General features: G+C 70.1%; 19 protein-coding genes and 1 pseudogene. 15 read left to right on the top strand and 5 right to left on the bottom strand.

Annotated elements, in window-relative coordinates; genetic code table 11:
- Positions 1–31 precede the first annotated feature (31 nt).
- The 8 genes from BMW78_RS17390 to BMW78_RS17355 all read left to right on the top strand — a co-directional run bounded on the left by BMW78_RS17390 (position 32) and on the right by BMW78_RS17355 (position 5,775).
- Positions 32–502, top strand: a complete 471-nt coding sequence (locus BMW78_RS17390; protein ID WP_143056321.1) for a hypothetical protein — start codon at positions 32–34, stop codon at positions 500–502.
- Positions 499–2,055 (top strand): LGFP repeat-containing protein, encoded by a 1,557-nt coding sequence (locus BMW78_RS17385; RefSeq protein WP_091762340.1) that lies wholly within the window; start codon positions 499–501, stop codon positions 2,053–2,055. Before BMW78_RS17390 ends, BMW78_RS17385 begins: the two co-directional genes overlap by 4 nt.
- 75 nt (positions 2,056–2,130) lie before the next feature.
- Positions 2,131–2,499 (top strand): hypothetical protein, encoded by a 369-nt coding sequence (locus BMW78_RS17380; protein WP_091762338.1) that lies wholly within the window; start codon positions 2,131–2,133, stop codon positions 2,497–2,499.
- A 144-nt stretch (positions 2,500–2,643) separates the two neighbouring features.
- Positions 2,644–3,063, top strand: a complete 420-nt coding sequence (locus tag BMW78_RS17375; protein WP_091762336.1) for a four-helix bundle copper-binding protein — start codon at positions 2,644–2,646, stop codon at positions 3,061–3,063.
- Positions 3,064–3,181: 118 nt separating this feature from the next.
- On the top strand, positions 3,182–3,490 hold the full coding sequence (locus BMW78_RS17370; RefSeq protein WP_143056320.1) for a hypothetical protein: 309 nt from the start codon (positions 3,182–3,184) through the stop codon (positions 3,488–3,490).
- 156 nt (positions 3,491–3,646) lie between these two features.
- Positions 3,647–4,030 (top strand): hypothetical protein, encoded by a 384-nt coding sequence (locus tag BMW78_RS17365; RefSeq protein WP_091762332.1) that lies wholly within the window; start codon positions 3,647–3,649, stop codon positions 4,028–4,030.
- Positions 4,031–4,153: 123 nt separating this feature from the next.
- Positions 4,154–4,663, top strand: coding sequence for a hypothetical protein (locus BMW78_RS17360; RefSeq protein WP_143056319.1), 510 nt, complete (start codon positions 4,154–4,156; stop codon positions 4,661–4,663).
- A 143-nt stretch (positions 4,664–4,806) separates the two neighbouring features.
- Positions 4,807–5,775 carry an MEDS domain-containing protein gene (locus BMW78_RS17355; protein WP_091762327.1) on the top strand — a complete coding sequence of 323 codons (969 nt, stop codon included), beginning with the start codon at positions 4,807–4,809 and terminating at the stop codon, positions 5,773–5,775.
- Here the strand turns inward: BMW78_RS17355 and BMW78_RS17350 are convergent.
- Both BMW78_RS17350 and BMW78_RS17345 read right to left on the bottom strand, forming a co-directional pair.
- Positions 5,765–6,205: a cupin domain-containing protein gene (locus BMW78_RS17350; RefSeq protein ID WP_091762325.1), complete on the bottom strand. Its 441-nt coding sequence runs from the start codon at positions 6,203–6,205 to the stop codon at positions 5,765–5,767. The genes BMW78_RS17355 and BMW78_RS17350 overlap by 11 nt on opposite strands.
- Before the next feature lie 168 nt (positions 6,206–6,373).
- A complete protein-coding gene (locus BMW78_RS17345; protein ID WP_091762324.1) occupies positions 6,374–6,799 on the bottom strand; it encodes a cupin domain-containing protein in 426 nt (141 codons plus the stop codon).
- Here BMW78_RS17345 and BMW78_RS21430 point away from each other — a divergent pair.
- From BMW78_RS21430 to BMW78_RS17320, 5 genes and pseudogenes are all read left to right on the top strand, one after another.
- Positions 6,756–7,250: pseudogene (locus tag BMW78_RS21430) on the top strand (sigma factor); the annotation flags it as partial. The gene BMW78_RS17345 and the pseudogene BMW78_RS21430 overlap by 44 nt on opposite strands.
- Positions 7,251–7,437: 187 nt before the next feature.
- A complete protein-coding gene (locus BMW78_RS17335) occupies positions 7,438–8,739 on the top strand; it encodes a diacylglycerol/lipid kinase family protein (RefSeq protein ID WP_091762322.1) in 1,302 nt (433 codons plus the stop codon).
- A 2-nt stretch (positions 8,740–8,741) separates the two neighbouring features.
- Entirely contained in the window at positions 8,742–8,960 is a 219-nt protein-coding gene (locus tag BMW78_RS17330; protein WP_091762320.1) for an amphi-Trp domain-containing protein, read from the top strand.
- Positions 8,961–8,982: 22 nt separating this feature from the next.
- Complete coding sequence (locus tag BMW78_RS17325) at positions 8,983–9,594, top strand: phosphatase PAP2 family protein (protein WP_218144408.1); 612 nt, start codon at positions 8,983–8,985, stop codon at positions 9,592–9,594.
- A gap of 316 nt (positions 9,595–9,910) precedes the next feature.
- Positions 9,911–11,530: an alpha/beta hydrolase gene (locus BMW78_RS17320; RefSeq protein ID WP_245735939.1), complete on the top strand. Its 1,620-nt coding sequence runs from the start codon at positions 9,911–9,913 to the stop codon at positions 11,528–11,530.
- Between the two features lie 69 nt (positions 11,531–11,599).
- Here the strand turns inward: BMW78_RS17320 and BMW78_RS17315 are convergent, their stop codons facing one another.
- On the bottom strand, positions 11,600–12,328 hold the full coding sequence (locus BMW78_RS17315; protein ID WP_091762316.1) for a CPBP family intramembrane glutamic endopeptidase: 729 nt from the start codon (positions 12,326–12,328) through the stop codon (positions 11,600–11,602).
- A gap of 116 nt (positions 12,329–12,444) precedes the next feature.
- Here BMW78_RS17315 and BMW78_RS17310 point away from each other — a divergent pair, with 116 nt between their 5' ends.
- Positions 12,445–12,921: a VOC family protein gene (locus BMW78_RS17310; RefSeq protein WP_091762314.1), complete on the top strand. Its 477-nt coding sequence runs from the start codon at positions 12,445–12,447 to the stop codon at positions 12,919–12,921.
- 153 nt (positions 12,922–13,074) lie between these two features.
- Positions 13,075–13,470, top strand: a complete 396-nt coding sequence (locus tag BMW78_RS17305) for a VOC family protein (protein WP_091762312.1) — start codon at positions 13,075–13,077, stop codon at positions 13,468–13,470.
- Between the two features lie 96 nt (positions 13,471–13,566).
- Here the strand turns inward: BMW78_RS17305 and BMW78_RS17300 are convergent, their stop codons facing one another.
- Both BMW78_RS17300 and BMW78_RS17295 read right to left on the bottom strand, forming a co-directional pair.
- Positions 13,567–14,088 carry a GNAT family N-acetyltransferase gene (locus BMW78_RS17300; protein WP_091762310.1) on the bottom strand — a complete coding sequence of 174 codons (522 nt, stop codon included), beginning with the start codon at positions 14,086–14,088 and terminating at the stop codon, positions 13,567–13,569.
- Positions 14,089–14,263: 175 nt separating this feature from the next.
- On the bottom strand, positions 14,264–14,668 hold the full coding sequence (locus BMW78_RS17295) for an NUDIX domain-containing protein (protein WP_091762308.1): 405 nt from the start codon (positions 14,666–14,668) through the stop codon (positions 14,264–14,266).
- Positions 14,669–15,378: the final 710 nt, after the last annotated feature.

Genomic DNA, 15,378 nt, shown 5'->3' with positions numbered 1-15,378 from the left:
GTGGCGACTGGCGATCGAGCGGAAGGCGAGCGTGGCTGCCGGTGTGCCGCACGGGCTGTCGCCCGCCATGCGGGGACAGGCCCTCGAGCGCGTCGAGCCCAACGGTGAGGTGATGCGGCCGATCCTCCACGCCTGCACCATCGACCTGCCGAGCGACCGGGGCGACTTCGGCAGCGGGGTGGTCGACCTGCTCGGCTCCGAGGACGTCTTCATCTCGCTCGTCGAGTACGGCTCGGAGGTCGCCGACCAGGGCCTCTTCGCCGAGCAGGGGATGCCCCGGCTCGCGCCGTCGCAGTTCGGGCCGAACCGGCTCCAGCGGCCGTTGCCCGGGCGCAGCGCCTCGCAGCACTTCTTCAGCGTCGGGGGACGGGCCTTCTGCCTGTTCACCGTCATCGGCAGCCACTCCCGCCGGATGGCCACCGTTCCACGTGCCGCCGAGGTCGTGCGCGGCCTGCACGTCACTGACCGGCGCACCCTGGTCAGGCAAGGGGAGATGACATGAGCGGCACGCTGGAGCAGATCACCACCGGGGAGCGACGCGGACTGGTCGGGCTGGTCAGCCGGATCTCCGAGCGGTTCGGCCCGGTTGGGCGGCGTGGGTTCTTCGTCGGCGCGGCGGTGGCCGGGTCGGCGCTGGTCACCGACCCCAAGGCCTACGCGCTGAGGCCGCAGACGGCATACAGCACCATCTGCGGGCCGGGGAACACCGCCTCGAGCGGGTGGACCGTCTTCTGCAGCACCATCAACAAGGGCGTGAACTCGTGCCCGCCCGGCAGCTTCGCGGCCGGCTGGTGGAAGGCGGCAGGCTCCTCGTGGTGCGGCGGGGGCTACCGCTACATCGTCGACTGCAACGCCTCGTGCTCGAAGTGCAGCTCGGGCTGCAGCGGCGACCACATCTGCGACAAGGGCTGCTGGAGCTGCAGCTGTGGCACCGGGTCGACGGCCACCTGCGACCAGCGGCGCATCTGCTGCAACGCCTTCCGCTACGGCCAGTGCAACACCCAGGTGAAGTGCAGCGGCGGCGTGCACTGCCGCGTGGTCAGCTGCGTGCCGCCGTACAAGTGGGCGAACTGCACGACCACCTCGCTGCGCGACGACCGCACCGCCGAGCACAGCTCGCCGAGCCTGCCCAAGTGGGGACCGATCTCCGCGCGGTACAAGGCGATGGGCGAGCAGGGCTCCTTCCTCAAGGCGTCCACCGGGCCGGTGCGCTCGGTCGGTGACGGCAAGGGCACCTACGTGCGCTACCAGGGCGGCGCGATCTACTCGACCAGCACCAACGGCAGCCGCGCGATGAACAACTGGGTGCTGAGCAAGTGGAACGAGGAGGGCGGCCCGCGCGGGCACCTCGGTTACCCGACCTCCGAGAAGATCAGCACCCGCGACAGCGGCTGGATCCACCTGTTCCAGAAGGGTGCCATCACCGACAGCGCGTCGACCTCGACCCAGACGGTGTGGGGCGTCCGCTACGACGTGTGGAAGCGGGAAGGCCGGGAGGGCGGCAAGCTCGGCTACCCCGTCGGCCCCAAGACCGACGTCACGAACGGCTGGATCCAGCTCTTCCAGAAGGGCGCCATCACCGACAGCACCGCGACGAGCACACAGTCGGTGTGGGGCGTCCGCTGGGACGTGTGGAAGCGGGAGGGCCGCGAGAAGGGCACCCTCGGGTTCCCCACGGGTCCGCTCACCAGCACCACCAACGGGTGGATCCAGCTCTTCCAGAAGGGCGCCATCACCGACAGCACCGCGACCACGACGCAGGCGGTGCACGGCGCGATGTGGACCGGGTGGGTCGCCGCCGGACGGGAGAACGGCGTGCTCGGGTACCCGACCGCGGCCGTGAGCTCGGCGAGCCGCGGCAGCTACCAGGCGTTCAGGAGCGGTGAGCTGTGGCGGCTTGGCTCGGGTTCGGCGCGGCGCCTCTACGGCGAGGTGTTGTCGCAGTGGAAGGCCGCGGGCGGCGCCACCGGGAAGTACGGCTACCCGGTCACTGACACGGTCTCGTCCAACGGCCGCCTGACCTGCACGTTCGAGGGCGGCACCATCACGGCCTGATTGACGGTGCGCCGAGGTGGGTACTCCCGATCCGGGCACACCAGGCTTTGACCGACTCTCGAGGAGGAAGCAGCGATGACCGTCACGAAGTTCCAGGACCTGCCCCTCGCCGACCGCGACCGCGAGTGGGACGGCGACGCCGCCGAGCGCCGTGTCCGCGAGTGGGCGGGCGCCGAGGACGGGCCGAACGCCAAGTACCGCGACGCCCACGTCTGGTACGACGGCGACAAGGCCGACAACTTCACGGCCTACAAGCTGCTCATCGCCGACGTCGTCGACGGCAGGATCAGGGCCGTGCCGCGCGGGGTGATGGCGGCCGGCAACGTCATGCAGGGCTCCCGTGGCGGCGCCGACCTGCCGAAGGACGACATCGACCGCGTGAAGAACCACCTGGCGAAGTACTACGAGAAGATGGGCGAGACGGCCCCGTGGGAGCGCGACTGACCCTGCCGCGAGCCGGCTCTCCGTGGCTCGGACGCTGAGCCGGCGCGACGCCCCGAAGCCACGCCCGCGGTACGCGGATCTGCGGTGGCGTGGGACCCGTTTCTGTGCCGGAATGGAAGCCATCCCGATCCGGACGGAGGAACCATGACCGTTGTGAGCGAGATGCTCCGGACGCACCCCAAGGGCGTCGGCGACCTGGACGAGTCGGTGCTGAAGAACTGCATCCTCGCCTGTCTCGAGTGCGTGTACTCCTGCACCGCCTGCGCCGACGCCTGCCTCTCCGAGGACATGGTCGCCGAGCTCCGTGACTGCATCCAGCAGAACCTCGACTGCGCCGACGTGTGCGACGCGACGGCCAGGGTGCTCTCACGGCACCCGGGCGCGGCGTCGAACGAGCTGCTGATCACGTTGCTCCAGGCCTGTCGTGCCATGTGCCACGCGTGCGCGGTCGAGTGCGAGCAGCACGCCGAGATGCACCTGCACTGCGAGGTGTGCGCGAAGACCTGCCGCCGCTGCGTCGAGGCCTGCGACCAGCTGCTCGCCGCCCTCGAGCCGGTCGAGTAGCCGGGCGCACGCACCAGCCGACCGCACCAGCCGACCACACCCAGTCGGCCGAGGCGATCCGCGCCGTTCGTCGCAAAGGTCTGTCCCCCTGCGCCCCGGCAGGAGCATGCTGGGAGGCATGGCGATCTACGACGTGGTGCAGCACGGCCAGTGGCCGGGCCCGCGCGGGCGGGCCCTCGAGATCAGTGCCGCGAGCCCGGGGGAGGCGGTCATGCGGGCTCGCCGCGCGTTCGACCTCACCCGCCTGCCCGACCGCGAGACCTCGGACCAGCTGTATGCCGTGTACCGCCACCGGCGCGTCCGCGGGCGACGGCTGGTGGGCGTCTTCGGCGACGCCGGACCGGGAGGGCCCGCCGGGGTCCGCGAGCCCCGCCGTCCGCTGCCCGGCCCACCCTCCCTGCGCACCCGGCGCGACCTCCCCAGCTGAGGCGAGCCTGCGGCATACCCATCGGGTGGTTGGTCTCCTGTCCCGCGCCCGGTCGAGGTGACGCCTGACGTCCGTGAGGTGACCCTGGGACCTTCTCCTCTTCCGTCCGCCGCACCGCCGGGTGGACGCTCGCCGTGTCCGGAGGAGGCGAGCGTCATGACGGTGGGGTCGACAGGTCAGCGCCACGACCAGCGCAGGGGCAGCCCCAGGACCCACGGCGAGCGGCTGGCGCGCTGGTCGCTCGGCATGCTGGTCGCCTTCGCGCTGTGGACCGCGGCCTTCGTCGGGTTGTCCGGCGTGGTGGCCGGCTGGTTGGGCGCGGACATGACCGGTGGGGACGTCGCCTACATCAGGGAGTGGCTGCCGTGGTCGGCCGTCACCCTGCTGTGGGTGCTGCCGCTGGTGGTGGGCGTTGTGCTGGGCGGCCGGGCGGTGCGGGCCGGCGCGGGGCGCGAGGGCACGGCGGCCCTCGTGCTCAACAGCCTGATCCTCACACTGGTCGTGGCCCCCTCCCTGGTGGACCGGCTGCTCCACCTCTGACCGCCCCGCGGACCTCGGACGAGCGGCGGAAGCGAAAGCGACGCAGCCGTCACCCCCATGACGTAGGCGGGGGTCCGGCAGGCGCCGATGGGCGATGTCGGCATCGTCGGCGCACCATGGAACATGGCCCGCGGAAGGTGGCAGCACTGGGTCGCCGCGACGTCGGTGGTCGCGGCCCTCGCCCTGGTGGCCGTGACGCTGCTCGGCCTGTGGCGGTGGGCCAACCACGACCGCGCCGAGGTCGTCGACCAGCCGGTCGTCGTCTACACGAGCAACGCCGCGTGCACGATGATGCGGCAGACGGTGCACCGGCTCATGCCGCCGTCGGACGCCACGGTGCAGCAGCGGGTGAAGGCGATCCGAGCGCAGAACGACGCGGTCGAGCTGATGCTGCAGCAGATCCGCCGCGTGGGCCTGGAGCGGGTCAACAACGACCTGCCGATGCCGGCGTGGCTGGGCGACTGGGAGTCGCTGGTGAACGCCAGGGAGGCGTATGCCGCTGCGCTGGCGAAGCGGGCGTCCCGGCCCCTGTCGCTGAAGGTCCCCCTCGACGAGGAGGGGCAGAGCATCGTGAGCCGGATGAACGACGTCGGCCTCGACTGCTCGGTGCCCGCTGAGCTGCTCAGCAACTGAGCAGGGCGTGCGGCGCCTGAGCGTGCCACCATGGGTCGGGGGACGCGTCCACGGGGTGCGAGCAGGTCACCGACCTCGGTGGCAGGACGCGGCATCCGGGCAAGCCCTCCGGCAGGCCGGCCTGCTGGGGATGGGAGGGCTTTATGGGAGTGTCTGCGGGGGGAGGCGGTTGGAGCCCGTCACCCGGGGCTGACGGGTACGTCCACGATGCCCTCTTCTTCGCGACGTCCGCGGAGCTCGTGTCGGTGACCGGTCCCTGGCTGCGCGACGGAGTCGAGGCAGGTGACGACCTCGTGCTGCTGTGCCGGGACGACCTCGCCAGCCCTCTGACGGCGGCGGCTGGCCGGGGTGCCCGGCTGACGGTGGTGCCCCCTGCGGAGGTGTGGCGCAAGGCGCTCGATGCCGTGGGTTTCCTGCGCGACCTGGTCGAGTCGCGCAGCAGGGACGGGGTGCGGGTGCGGCTCCTCGCGGAGGTGGCCTGTGACGAGAGCCCCCGCGCGCTGCAGGAGTGGCGCAGGTTCGAGGCGCTGCACACCCATTCGGTGGGCGACCTGTCGTTGTGGGCCGTCTGTGGCTACGACACCGAGCGGCTGCCGGCAGTGTGCCTGGAGACGGGGCGGCAGACCCACCGCCACCTGCTCGACACGGCAGGGGGCCGGGCCGCCAACCCCGAGGCGCTCGACCCCGTGGTCGTGCTGGAGTCGGTGTCCTCCGCGGTCAGCGTGCCGGCCGGGCCACCGCTGACGACGGTGTCGGGACTTCGCGACCTCCGCCACCTTCGCAACGTCCTCCGGCACGAGCTGGGCGGTGCCATGCCCGCCACCGTGGTCGACGACCTGCTCGTCGTCGCCAACGAGCTGGCCCGCAACGGCATCGAGCACGGGGCCCCGCCGGTCGACGTGCGGGTGGCCGTCACCGACGGCGAGGTCAGCTGTGCGGTCACCGACCGCGGCCAGGGCATCCGCGACCCGTTCGCGGGGTACCTGCCGCCACGGCACATCCGCGGCGACCGGCGCCACTCGGGCCTGTGGGTCGCGCGCTACCTCAGCGACGACCTGCACCACGGCTTCACGCCGGAGGGGTTCACCGTCGCCTTCACGCTCAAGGCGTAGCGCTCGGGCCCATCTGCGCCATCACCTCGGCCGGGAGCTCGATGCCCTGCTCCTTGGCGTACGTGAGGATGTTGGGCATGACCACCGCCGTCTGCTCCCTCGCCTCCGCGAGCGGGGTGAAGGCGATGAACTCGCCCCCTTCGAACATGAACGGTGTGTGCCCCGGTTCGATGACGAAGGCGTCACCGGCCTCGAAGATCTCCTCCAAGCCATCGGCCTTGCGGATGCCGAACTTGCCTTTGAGCACGTAGCCCACGTGGCTCGCCTGACACCGGTCATCCTTGCCGCCCTTGTAGAAGGGCGCCTGGTCCATGTCGACGAGCGAGCTCTGGATGCTGACGTCCCAGTCACCGAGCTCGTTCCCGTACATGTCCGCGAAGCCCGGGAAGGTCAGGTGTGAGGCGGCGTTCGACTTGTTCAGCTTGGGCATGGTGATCTCCGTTCCGTGAGGCTCATGGGTGAGCGGGACTTCGCTGCTCACCGCCCACGCTCGGTCGGGTGCAAAACCCTCCACAGAGCCCAAGGGCCTGTTACCTGCGCGAGTCCGCGTGCTCGGGACGCCACACGACGGTGAAGCGCTCGAGGACGACGTAATGGGTCACCGGAACTGCGCGACCAGATCAGCCGGCAGCTCGATATCGTGCTCCCGCGCGTACTTCACCAGGTTCGGCATGAGCACGGCTGTCTGCTCTCGGGCGTCTGCTGCAGGCGTGAAGGCGACGTACTCACCGCCCTCGAACTGCAGCGGTACGTGGCCGGGTTCGATGACGAAGGCGTCGCCGGGTTCATAGATCTCCTCGCTGCCATCGGCCTTCCGGATCCCGAACTTGCCCTTGAGCACGTAGCCCAGATGGTGTGCCTGGCAGAGGTCGTCCGGTGCGCCTTTGTAGAAAGGTGTGAAATCCAGGTCCGCGAGGGTGTTCTCCAGGGTGACGTACCAGTCACCCACCTCCTGCCCGTGCGAGTCCAGGTAGCCGGGGATGCCCATGTGCAGGGCGGCGGTGGATTTGGACAGCTTCGGCATGGTGATCTCCCTTCCGTGCGGCTCATGTGAACCCAGCCCCTACGCTCTGACGGGCCGTAAGCGCTCCACAGAGCCCAAGGACCCACGTCCCGCTTCAGTCGGCCTGCTCGGGGGGCCAGACCACGCTGAAGCGCTCGAGCACGATCGGCTCCCACTCCGACCGGGTCGCTGCGCGTACCGAGCAGGCCCCGTGCCGAGAGCCCCATCAGCCGTAGGCCGGCACACCGTACGGGTCGCCTACGAGATGCTCGGCTCCGCCGCCGACGCCGAGGACGTCATGCAGGAGACCTGCCTGCGGTGGGCAGACCTGTGCGAGGACGGGCAGTCCGAGGTCCAGAACCCGCGGGCCTACCTCGTGCGGATCGTCACCCGCCAGGCACCCAACCGGCTCCGCACGCTGGCCCGGCGGCGTGAGGACTACGTCGGGGAGTGGCTGCCGGAGCCTCGGCTGCTCCACGGCATACACGGGTATGCCGCGATGACGCGACCGATGCCCGCTGGGCACGCCGTCCAGGCTGGAATCACCCGTGCTGCGTGATGCCGGTCTGTGTGCCGGCGGCCTACGGTCCGAGGGTGCCGCCACCCCGAAGTCCTGACCGACGTCCCACGAGGGGCGCCGTGGACGCGGACGTGGTCCCGTGACGCGGCGATGGCTGGCAGGCCTCGCGCTGGTGCTGGGCGCGGCCACGAGCGTGTTGGCCGTCGTCGTCGCCGTGAGGGAGTTCCCCCGAGGACTCTTCCTGCTGGGCCTCGTGCTCGTGGCCGGGGTCTCCGCCTGGTATGCCGTGGTCCGGCGGGGCGTCGCCCGGGTGGCCGGCCTGGCGGTCGCTGCGGCGGCGCTCGGTGGAGCCCTGGTCCTGGTCGTGACCCGAGGGACGCCGTTGGCCGACGCGCTCGTCGTGGCCGGGGTGGTGGCGACGGTCGGTGCAGCCAGGGCCGCCATCCACGTCCATGTCGACCTGCCGAGGGCGCCGGCTCCGCGTCACCCCGTGCTCTTCTTCAACCCCCGGTCCGGTGGCGGCAAGGCCGAGCGGTTCAGGCTCGCCGACGAGGCGGCCCACCGAGGGATCGAGCCCATCGAGCTGCGTCCCGGTGACGACCTCGAGACCCTGGTCCGGGGTGCGGTCGAGCGCGGTGCGGACGGACTCGCGATGGCCGGTGGCGACGGCTCGCAGGCGATCGTGGCGGCCGTCGCGGCTGCCTGCGGGTTGCCGTACGCGTGTGTGCCGGCCGGTACGCGCAACCACTTCGCGCTGGACCTGGGAGTCGACCGCGACGACGTCGTCGGCGCCCTCGACGCCTTCGTGGACGGGGGTGAACGCCGGGTCGACCTGGCCGAGGTCAACGGCCGCGTGTTCGTCAACAACGTCTCGCTCGGGCTCTACGCGCAAGCGGTCCAGCGGGCCGGTTACCGCGACGCGAAGCTCCGCACGCTCCTCGACACGGTGCCCGACGTCCTCGGCCCCGACGTCACCGAACCGGACATGCGGTGGCGCGGCCCTGGCGGACACGAGCACCGTGGGGGAGCGGCGGTGCTGGTCTCCAACAACCGGTACCGGCTCGGTCGGGCCGTGGGGTCGGGGACCCGGCCCCGGATCGACGACGGACTCCTCGGCATCACGGTGGTCGGCAGGCCCACGGGTGCCGGCGCCGATGGCAGTTCCTCGCAGCGCCCCTGGCGCGAGTGGTCAGCGCCCACCTTCGACGTCGAGGCGGACCATCCTCTGCCCGCCGGCATCGACGGCGAGAAGGTGGTGCTCGAACCGCCGCTGCACTTCCACATCAGGCCGGGGGTCCTGCAGGTTCGCGTGGCCCGACGGCACCCCGGCGCGTCACCGTCGGCGATGGTCCCCGAGGGGATGTTCGCCGGGCTGGCCGAGCTGGCCCGCATCGCCCTGGGTCGCGACCAGACACCCGCAGGGTCCACACCAAGGAGGTAGACATGGACCTGATCGAGATTGCCGACAAGGAACGGCTGAGCCGCGAGGACGCCGCGGCCCGGCTGAGGGACCTCGCGGACGCACTCGCGCGCAACAACGAGGTCGTCTTCGAACGCGGCGGCATGCGCATCACCGTGCACGTCCCGGACGAGGTCGACCTCAAGCTGGAGGTCGAGGTCGGCGACGAGGAGAGCGAGCTCGAGATCGAGCTGACCTGGTGACGCGTTGGAGCCCCGGGAGCCGGTGGAGGAAGGGCTGGCACGGCGGCTCGGCAGTCGTGGTGCCGCGCACGGGGCAGCGCTCCGCGACCAGTCGGCGCGGCTCCTGAACCACCTCGGTCACTACGACCGCGCCGTCTACCGGTCCGTGGCGCAGCTGGAGACGCCGCTGCTGGACGAGCCGCTGCGGCGGCTCTCCCGCTACGCCAACCACTCGAAGCCGTGGTTCGTCGTCGCCGGCGTCCTCGCGCTGGCCGGCGGACCTCGCGGTCGTCGTGCCGCCGTGACCGGCCTGGTGGCCGTGGGAACGGCCTCCTTGGTGGTCAACCAGCCCCTGAAGCTGGCCGGGCGGCGCCGGCCCGACCGTCAGGATCTCGGTGTCCCGCCGGACCGATGGGTGCGTATGCCGTCATCGACGTCGTTCCCCTCAGGTCACTCCGCCTCGGCCGCGGCCTTCGCCATCGCGGTCGGCGACGTCTGGCCGGCCCTCCGGCTGCCGCTCCGAGTGGCCGCCTCGGCCGTTGCCTTCTCCCGCGTCTACACCGGGGTGCACTACCCCAGCGACGTCGTCGCGGGGGCGACCGCGGGGGCCCTCCTGGGGCGGTTGGTGTCACGAGCGGCGCGCCACCTCCGGTGATCGGGGGCCACTGGCCCGTCGGCGACCCGGGGGCCGCTGGCCCGTTGACGACGCGGGGGCCGCTGGCCGTGCCCTCTCATTCGCGCCGGACGATGCCGGTCCTGTGCGCTGCGGCTCTCATGGAGTGGGACGGGTGCAGGGTCGCCCGCGGAGGAAAGGCACGTCGGTGGCTGATTCGACATCGGACATCATCGGGACGGCGACGGAGTCGGGCTCTGAGGACACCATCGACGAACGTGGGGGTGGGCCCGGCGCGTCTGCTCCGCATGGCACGGAGAGCCCAGGCGCCCACCACGGGGGTGGGAGGTCCCGACGGGTGCTCCACTTCACGCTCCCGGGGGCGTGGGGAGCGGTGGTCTTCGCAGCCCTGTCGTTCACCCCCTCCCTGCTTCCGCGGGGTGGGATCATCCAGGGCATCATCTGCGGGATCGACGCGGCGATCGGCTACGGGCTGGGAGTCCTCGTCGCCTGGATCTGGCGCGCCTACGCCGACCGGGACGCCCGGCCACCCAGACCGTGGGCCTGGCGGACGTTCTTCATCGGCGCCGCCGTCCTTTTGCTGGTGTTCTTCGGTCTCGGGCAGTACTGGCAGCACGAGATCCGCGGCCTCATGGGCGTCACGGACTACAACGTCGCGCTCGTCGTCCTCTCGCCGCTCGTCGCCGCGCTCTTCTTCCTCCTGTTCCTGCAGATCGGTCGGGGGATTCGGCGTCTGTACCGCTGGCTGGCCTCGTTGCTCAGTCGCTGGTTCGGGCGGCGGGCGGCCGCTGCGACCGGTTGGGTCCTGGCGTTCGCCACCGTCTGGCTGCTCGTCACCGGTGTCCTGCTCGACGGTTTCGTGGGCGCGATGGACCAGGCCTTCTCCGTGCGGGACACCACCACCAAGGAGAGCACGACCCGGCCCACGACGGATCTCCGCTCGGGCGGACCGGGCTCGCTGGTGGCCTGGGACTCCCTCGGCCGGCAGGGGCGCGCCTTCACGGGAGAGGGTCCGACCGCCAGCGACATCGAGGCCGTCGTGCACCGTCCGGCGCAGGAGCCGGTCCGTGCGTATGCCGGCCTCACGTCAGCTGACGATGCGGAGTCCCGGGCCGCCCTCGCAGTCAAGGACCTCGAGCGCGCCGGAGGCTTCCAGAGGGCCAACCTGGTGGTCATCACGACGACGGGCAGCGGGTGGGTCGACCCCGCCCTCGTTGACAGCATCGAGTACCTCAGCAGTGGTGACACGGCCTCTGTGGCCATGCAGTACTCCTACCTGCCCTCGTGGCTCTCGTACCTGGTCGACCAGAAGAAGGCCCGCGAGGCCGGACGGGCACTGTTCGACGCGGTCTACGAGCGCTGGTCCCAGCTGCCCCAGGCACGGCGACCGCGGCTCTTCGTCGCGGGGGAGAGCCTGGGGTCCTTCGGCGGGGAGACGGCCTTCAGTGGCGAGTACGACCTGCGCAACCGCACCGCCGGAACGGTCTTCGCCGGGCCACCGAACTTCAACACCCTGTTCGGGGAGTTCCGAGACAACCGCGACCCCGGCAGCCGCGAGGTCCAGCCGGTCTACAAGGGCGGCCGGACCGTGCGGTTCACCTCCGACGCCAGCACCGCCATCCCTCCGGAGAACCAGCCGTGGGACGGCACCAGGGTCCTGTACCTGATGCACGCCTCCGACCCGATCGTCTGGTGGAGCCCGCGGCTGATCCTCAAGCAGCCGGACTGGATCGGCGAGGCACCCGGGAAGGACGTGCTGCAGAGGATGGTGTGGATGCCCTTCGTGACGTTCTGGCAGGTGACTGCCGACCTGCCGTTCGCGACCGAGGTTCCGGGCGGCCACGGTCACAAGTACACGACGGAGTACGTCGACGGTTGGTATGCCGTGATGCGCCCCACCGGGATCACCACCGGGGAGCTGAACGACCTCAAGCAGATCATCGCGAAGGTGGAGTGAGCGGCCAGCCGGTCCTCCTTTCCCCAGAAGCGGCCCAGGGTCGCTCAAGTCCGGGGCCGTTACGTCTGATCAGCGTCGGTGGAGCATGACCCAGGCCACGACCAGGGCCAGGCCATTGGTGGCCACATGGGCGATGAAGGGGGCCACCAGGCTGCGCGACCGCAGCCTCAGCCAGCAGAACACCAGACCGGCGACGAAGGTCACGGCGATGGCACCGAGCACCAGCAGGACCTGACCACCGGTGCTGCTGGAGGCGCTTCCCACCGCACTGTTGCCCGACATCGTCTTCACCGTCGGCTCGATGTGCCACAGGCCGAAGAGGCCGGAACTGAGCAGCACGGCATACCTCGAACCCCACAGGCTGCGCGCCGACCCCAGGACAACGCCTCGAAAGGCGAGCTCCTCCGGCACCGCCGTCAGCAGCACGATCGTCACACCGACCTCGTAGGCGAGCTGCCCACCGTCGATCTCCGCCCGGGTGTCGTGGAGGAAGCCGCGCGTCGCAGGGATCGCGGCCGCGAGGACCAACACGAGCAGGACGAGGGCGAAGGCGGCGAAGCCGTAGAGCAGCCCGCTCCGCAGGCGGTCGCGGCGCAGGCCGAGGTCGTCAACGGTGGCGCCGGAACGCCATGCGATCAGGACCATCCCCAGGGTGAGGATGCTCGCGGACACCACCGGTGGACCGAGCAGGCCAAAAGCCCGGGCCAGGGCGAACAGCACGAGGAAGCCGACCGCCTGGGCCAGGCAGCGGCCAGGATCCAGGCTCGCCCGTCGTGACCCAGCCGCGGTGCCGGCCATGCTGCGAAACCTACCCGCAGCGGAGGACGCCCTCAGGGGGTTGGCGATCTTCGCTGCGCTCGTGAAGCGACTCGGGTCCAGGCGGGGGCGTCACTCTTGGCCAGGGAAGTCCGCTCATGCCGATCAGCGACCCGCGTGCCGGCCGCTACGGTGAGGGACCTCACCAGTCAGGAGGCGTCACAGTGTCCAACTATCCGGTCCTTCTGCACACCGCCATCGACGCGCGCGACTGCCGCGGTTTGGCCGAGTTCTATCGCGAGCTCCTCGGGCTGCACTACCGGGATCGCGACAAGCCGCCCAGTGATGGCAGCCCTGACGAAGTTGACTGGATCGTCCTGCTCGACGACAACGGCAGCCGAGTGGTCACGATCCAGAAGAAGGAGGACACCACGCCTCCCACGTGGCCGTCCGAGGTGGTTCCGATGCAGATGCACATGGACTTCGAGGTCCGGTCGCTCGAGGAGCTGGAACGGCACCGTGAGCGTGCCGAGAAGCTGGGAGCCCGGCTCTTGCATGACCGCACTCATGTGGAGGACGCACCCCTCTACGTGCTCGCGGACCCGGCGGGTCACCCCTTCTGTCTGGTGCTTTGACACGTTCCGGCTGCCTCGGGGCTCAAGCGGTCCATTCTCCCGTGGATCACAACCTCGGGATGAACCGATGAGAATCCCGGGCTCCGGCCGTCCACCCTCGAGGAAGCACGAGAATCGGCTGTCCACGCCACCACCAACAGAAGGATGCCCTGCATGACCAGACTGACGCCCTACCTCTCGTTCCCGGGTACGGCACGAGAGGCGCTCACCTTCTACCAGGAGGTGTTCGGCGGCGAGTTGGTGCTGAACACCTTCGGGGAGTTCGGACGTGACGACGGACCTGCCGAGGCCATCGCGCACGGAATGCTGCGCGGGCCGGTGGACCTGTTCGCCTCCGACGCGGCCTCAGGTGAGCCCGGAGTGCGGCTCGAAGGAGTGCTGTTTGCCCTGTTGGGCACTGCGGAGCCGGCCACGCTCGAGGAATGGTTCGCTGCGCTGAGCGACGGTGGCATCGACCTCGATCCCCTGCAGGCGAGACCGTGGGGGGACCACGACGGACAGGTCACAGATCGATTCGGTGTGCGTTGGCTTGTCGGGTACCAGGGTTGACCCCTCGGCGCCCCCTTGTCCTCGTCGCTGACGGCCCGGACGAGAGCCGCGCCCCACGGAGGTGCAGTGCGGCCAGCGCATCGGTGACCGGAGCGGTCAGCTGGGGTCTGGGCTGACTCGTTGCTCAGAGTTGTCGAGGAGCGCTTCATAGAGGTACCGGTGGTCGTCGGCGCCCGACTGCCGGAAACCCGCACGCTCCAGCGTGCGTTGCGAGGCGAGGTTGTCTTTGTCGGTCTCGGCGACAACCCGGAACAAGCCGTGATCGGCCGCGACGGTCAGGAGAGCGGTCAGTGCCTCCGCGGCATAGCCGTGGCCACGAGCCGACGGGGCAAGGCCGTAGCCGATCTCAACGCATCCGTTGCGGGGTTGGCCTTTGAAGCCGATGCCCCCGATGGCCTGCCCGTCGGCATTGCGGGTGATCCGGTAGTGACCGAAGGGCTGCGGGTTGCCATGAGCTGAGGCAGCCCGGAGGAACGCCGTGACGCCGAGGACGTCACCCTCGAAAGGGAAGTCGTCTGCCCAGACGTCCCCCGCTGCGGCGCGACGCGCGACGATGCGTTCAGCCTCTGCCGTGTCGACCGCATGCAAAGTGAGGCGCGGTGTGTGAAGTTCGGTCACGGCCCGCAGCCAAGCAGGCTGTCACGCGCTGCGACAAGGCGTTTTCCGCCTCAACGCCGCAACCGATGACCTTGTCTAAGCGTGGGCGTCAGTCCTGGACGGCTTTCCGCCCGAGCTTCGAGTTGGACTCACGGGTGTGAGCGCAGGGACATGCCGAGTACAGCGCGGTCGTAGTTCAGGCGCGGTGGCTCCGCATCGCCTCCACCAGAGCCGTGCGCACGACTGCGTGGGCCGGAGGAGGCAGCTCCTGAAGGCCGAACCATCCGATGTCGTCGTGTTCCTCGGGTGCGACGTTCGCCGGCGTTCCCTGCCAGTCACGCACAAGCCAAGCGCTCAGGAGTGCCGGCTCTTCCGCAGGTCCCGCGGCCACCCGACAGAGATGGGACGCCGAGCCCGTCGCTATGTGCACGCCGAGCTCTTCGTGCAGTTCTCGCGTGAGCGCGCCAAGTTCCGACTCGCCGGCCTCGATGAGCCCACCGGGCAGATCCCACACGTCCGGGTACGCACGTTTGTTGGGGCTCCGATGCACGAGTAGGACTCGGCCTTCACGAACCAGCGCGCCAACAACGACCTTGTGCATTCGCGGATCAAAGCATGGCCGTCCGACAGGCGAAGGTCCCCTCATGCGGCAGTCCGAGCGCGCATGTCCACTTGGGAAGTCGGCTTGCGGCCGAGAACTGCGCATCGCGTCTGTCGCCTGGGCGCGGGGCCCGGCTGTGGCGTCGCGGAGGCCCGAGGGTGGGCTCGCCTGGGCCGGAGCGCCAGCGCCGCCCGCAGGCCGTGCGCCGGCGGAGCCGGCGCCTTGATCCCTTAGAGCCCAGTTCAGCATCCGATGGCCAGCAGTCTCTGCTCCATCGGTTGGCGCAACGGACATCCGCCACCTGATCTGCGACAGTCGAGCGCGCGGTCAGCGGCAGATGTGCGCGCTACTCGAACGGTTCCCATCGCGGGTAGACCTACTCGTGGCCCGCCGTCAGTTCGCGCTCGGAGAAGCGTTCAACGGCAAACAAGTCCGTTTCGATCGCCTGGCTGAAGTCCGCCGCGGACGACCTCGTCCGGCCGCTGCAGGACCGGCCGGACGATGAGTTCCACGAAGCGCGTGAGTCAATCCAAGAACAAGCTCCGACGAAAGGCTCGCTGTGTCGAAGATCGTCTTGTACACCCTCATCTCGCTCGACGGAGCAACACAGGACCCTCACAGGTACTTTCCGGAGACCAGCGAGGGGCCCGGGCCCCCCGTGTTCGATGAGGAGCTGGTGCGCCTCGAGACGGACATGATCAGCCGTCAGG

Origin of the sequence: Pedococcus cremeus (assembly GCF_900111375.1) — a bacterium.
Classification (GTDB): domain Bacteria; phylum Actinomycetota; class Actinomycetes; order Actinomycetales; family Dermatophilaceae; genus Pedococcus_A; species Pedococcus_A cremeus.
The sequence above is the reverse complement of the archived record's forward strand: the minus strand, read 5'-3'. Positions and strand labels throughout refer to the sequence as shown.

Excerpts from the sequence above, each read along its gene's own strand:
- BMW78_RS17385 (WP_091762340.1), top strand. The coding sequence starts at position 499 with ATGAGCGGCACGCTGGAGCAGATCACCACCGGGGAGCGACGCGGACTG.
- BMW78_RS17380 (WP_091762338.1), top strand. The coding sequence starts at position 2,131 with ATGACCGTCACGAAGTTCCAGGACCTGCCCCTCGCCGACCGCGACCGC.
- BMW78_RS17375 (WP_091762336.1), top strand. The coding sequence starts at position 2,644 with ATGACCGTTGTGAGCGAGATGCTCCGGACGCACCCCAAGGGCGTCGGC.
- BMW78_RS17370 (WP_143056320.1), top strand. The coding sequence starts at position 3,182 with ATGGCGATCTACGACGTGGTGCAGCACGGCCAGTGGCCGGGCCCGCGC.
- BMW78_RS17365 (WP_091762332.1), top strand. The coding sequence starts at position 3,647 with ATGACGGTGGGGTCGACAGGTCAGCGCCACGACCAGCGCAGGGGCAGC.
- BMW78_RS17360 (WP_143056319.1), top strand. The coding sequence starts at position 4,154 with ATGGCCCGCGGAAGGTGGCAGCACTGGGTCGCCGCGACGTCGGTGGTC.
- BMW78_RS17355 (WP_091762327.1), top strand. The coding sequence starts at position 4,807 with ATGGGAGTGTCTGCGGGGGGAGGCGGTTGGAGCCCGTCACCCGGGGCT.
- BMW78_RS17350 (WP_091762325.1), bottom strand. The coding sequence starts at position 6,205 with ATGCCCAAGCTGAACAAGTCGAACGCCGCCTCACACCTGACCTTCCCG.
- BMW78_RS17345 (WP_091762324.1), bottom strand. The coding sequence starts at position 6,799 with ATGCCGAAGCTGTCCAAATCCACCGCCGCCCTGCACATGGGCATCCCC.
- BMW78_RS17330 (WP_091762320.1), top strand. The coding sequence starts at position 8,742 with ATGGACCTGATCGAGATTGCCGACAAGGAACGGCTGAGCCGCGAGGAC.
- BMW78_RS17315 (WP_091762316.1), bottom strand. The coding sequence starts at position 12,328 with ATGGCCGGCACCGCGGCTGGGTCACGACGGGCGAGCCTGGATCCTGGC.
- BMW78_RS17310 (WP_091762314.1), top strand. The coding sequence starts at position 12,445 with ATGCCGATCAGCGACCCGCGTGCCGGCCGCTACGGTGAGGGACCTCAC.
- BMW78_RS17305 (WP_091762312.1), top strand. The coding sequence starts at position 13,075 with ATGACCAGACTGACGCCCTACCTCTCGTTCCCGGGTACGGCACGAGAG.
- BMW78_RS17295 (WP_091762308.1), bottom strand. The coding sequence starts at position 14,668 with ATGCACAAGGTCGTTGTTGGCGCGCTGGTTCGTGAAGGCCGAGTCCTA.